Source organism: Bacillus sp. 179-C3.3 HS (genome assembly GCF_047229225.1).
Taxonomy (GTDB): Bacteria; Bacillota; Bacilli; order Bacillales; family Bacillaceae; genus Bacillus.
Genome location: NZ_JBFEFT010000045.1, coordinates 1 through 1,999 on the forward strand (window position 1 = coordinate 1; position 1,999 = coordinate 1,999).

At 39.6% G+C, this 1,999-nt stretch carries 2 protein-coding genes; both read right to left on the reverse strand.

What is annotated here, in order from left to right; translation table 11 throughout:
• Nucleotides 1–97 precede the first annotated feature (97 nt).
• Nucleotides 98–1,024 carry a flagellin Hag gene (hag, locus tag AB1K80_RS17105; protein ID WP_412858136.1) on the reverse strand — a complete coding sequence of 309 codons (927 nt, stop codon included), beginning with the start codon at nt 1,022–1,024 and terminating at the stop codon, nt 98–100.
• Nucleotides 1,025–1,297: 273 nt separating this feature from the next.
• A partial coding sequence (hag, locus tag AB1K80_RS17110; protein WP_412858138.1) for a flagellin Hag occupies nt 1,298–1,999 on the reverse strand: 702 nt, incomplete at its 5' end.

A 1,999-nucleotide genomic window follows, 5' to 3' on the forward strand; every position in this document is an offset into this window, starting at 1 on the left:
CGATACATTTCATTCAACATATATACCTTTAAAATAAAAAAGATTGTAGAAAAACATGAGTTTCTCTACAATCTGAGCCCCTTTTAGGGGCTTTTGATTAACGTAATAATTGAAGTACGTTTTGTGGCTGTTGGTTTGCTTGTGCTAACATTGCTTGAGAAGCTTGAGAAAGAATGTTGTTCTTTGTGAACTCACTCATTTCTTTCGCCATGTCAACGTCACGAATACGAGACTCAGCAGCTGTTAAGTTTTCAGCAGAAGCACCAAGGTTGTTGATTGTGTGCTCTAGACGGTTTTGGACCGCACCAAGTTTAGAACGCTGGTCTGAAACTTGTTTGATTGCGCCATCAATGATATTTAATTGGTCATCAAAAGAAAGAACGTCTGCTGCAGTTGGGTCAGCAAATTGGGTTACATTAATATTCGCAACAGCATGATCAGCTTTAAGTGTTCCGTCAGCTTCCAATGCACCTAGTTTATCAGAAGACATTGCTCCAATGTGAACGGATAATTGTTGTGCAACATTAGCACCGATTTGGAAAGTTAGTTTTTTAGGTTCTCCACCGTCTGCTGGTGTTTCACTAAACGTACCATCAAGTAGTTTCTTTCCGTTAAATTCAGTACGGTCAGAAATACCGTTCTTACCTGTTCCGTTTCCAATCTCCTGAATAAGTGCATCAATTTCTTCTTGAATTGCAGCAAGATCTGTATCGTCTTGTGTACCAGTGTTTCCAGCTTGAACAACTAATTCACGTACACGTTGAAGGATTGCATGAGTTTCAGTTAATGCACCTTCAGCTGTTTGGATAAGAGAAATCCCGTCCTGAGCGTTTTTAGTAGCCATTTCTAATCCGCGGATTTGTCCACGCATTTTTTCAGAGATCGCAAGACCTGCCGCGTCATCTCCCGCACGGTTAATACGAAGACCTGAAGAAAGTTTCTCCATGTTCTTTTGACCTGCTCCATTGTTTGCAGACAAACGGTTTAAAGTGTTAAGTGCTGCGATATTGTGGTTAATTCTCATTTCCTATTACCTCCATGTGTTTGAAACAATTAGACATCCATGCCTAAAAGTTCTAAAATAGAATTTTTTTGTAAGCCTTACAATCCAATTATCGAACCTTAATGGAATATGTTTAACAAAAAAGGGATAAATAAGGAAGAAGACTCATTCATTATGATCGTTTCGCTAGAGTATACCAAAATTAAAGGTCTATTCTCGTGAATTAACAGGGGTTTTTAGAATCATTGGATTATGAAAAGAGCATAAAAAAAAGCCCCATGAAGGGGCTTTTCATTAACGTAGTAATTGAAGAACGTTTTGTGGCTGTTGGTTCGCTTGCGCAAGCATTGCTTGAGATGCTTGAGAAAGAATGTTGTTCTTTGTGAACTCACTCATTTCTTTCGCCATGTCTACGTCACGGATACGAGACTCAGCAGCTGTTAAGTTTTCACCAGAAGCACCAAGGTTGTTGATTGTGTGCTCTAGACGGTTTTGTACTGCACCAAGTTTAGAACGTTGTGCAGAAACGGCTGTGATTGCGCCATCAATTCCTTTAAGTTGAGCATCAAAAGTTGTATTAGCAAAGTCTGTTACATCAATATCACTGATTGCAACAGTACCATCTCCTAAGTCACTTGCCTTCATGCTATCAATGGTTACATTTAAAGTTTGACCACCATTCGCACCGATTTGGAATGTAAACCCACCAGCTTCACTACCATCTAATAGATTTTTACCGTTAAATTGAGTACGGTCAGCAATACCTTCACTTCCAGCTTCTCCACCAACTTCTTCTATTAAAGCACTGATTTCTTCTTGAATTGCAGCAAGGTCTGTATCGTCTTGTGTACCAGTGTTTCCAGCTTGAACAACTAGTTCACGCATACGTTGAAGGATTGCATGTGTTTCAGTTAATGCCCCTTCAGCTGTTTGGATAAGAGAAATACCATCTTGTGCGTTTTTAGAAGCCATTTCTAAACCGCGGATTTGTCCACG